The sequence below is a fragment of the Streptococcus sp. HMSC072D05 genome (assembly GCF_001815805.1).
Taxonomy (GTDB): Bacteria; Bacillota; Bacilli; order Lactobacillales; family Streptococcaceae; genus Streptococcus.
In genome coordinates, this window is sequence record NZ_KV822010.1 from 1 (window position 1) to 451 (window position 451).

1 protein-coding gene is annotated in these 451 nt (G+C 29.0%); it reads left to right on the forward strand.

Annotated features, from left to right (window positions below; translation table 11 throughout):
- Nucleotides 1-451: transposase (locus HMPREF3057_RS03275; protein WP_142350335.1), on the forward strand; the 451-nt coding region annotated here is incomplete at both ends.

The following is a 451-nucleotide window of genomic DNA, read 5'->3' on the forward strand; positions in this document are numbered from 1 at the left end:
TCAATCCTTAAATCGAGCGTTAAATATGTCTAGAGTTCATGTAATGAATTGTTATAGGGCCTCAAATAGACCGCTTTATAATAAATATAAAAGTTATTGGAAACTATTTCTTAAACCTTTTGAAACGCTAGAAGCATTTAATTATCATAAAGTCCATTTATTTAAAGAGTGGAAAACCGAAAAAGGCATTATAAATTACTTATTAGGTGTAGATGTAGAACTATTTAATACATATCACTACGTTCATGAGCTAAGAAGATTATTAAAAGAAAATCAAATAGAGAAATTTAATCATAAACTCTTTTCTATTCATCTTTCAGATGTGTGTCCTAAATTACGCCCAGTCATTAGAACTTTAAGACGATTAGCAGCTTTCATTGAAAATACTATGACATATTCTAACCTGACCAACGGTCCGTTAGAAGGAATTGATAATAAAATCAAACTCATT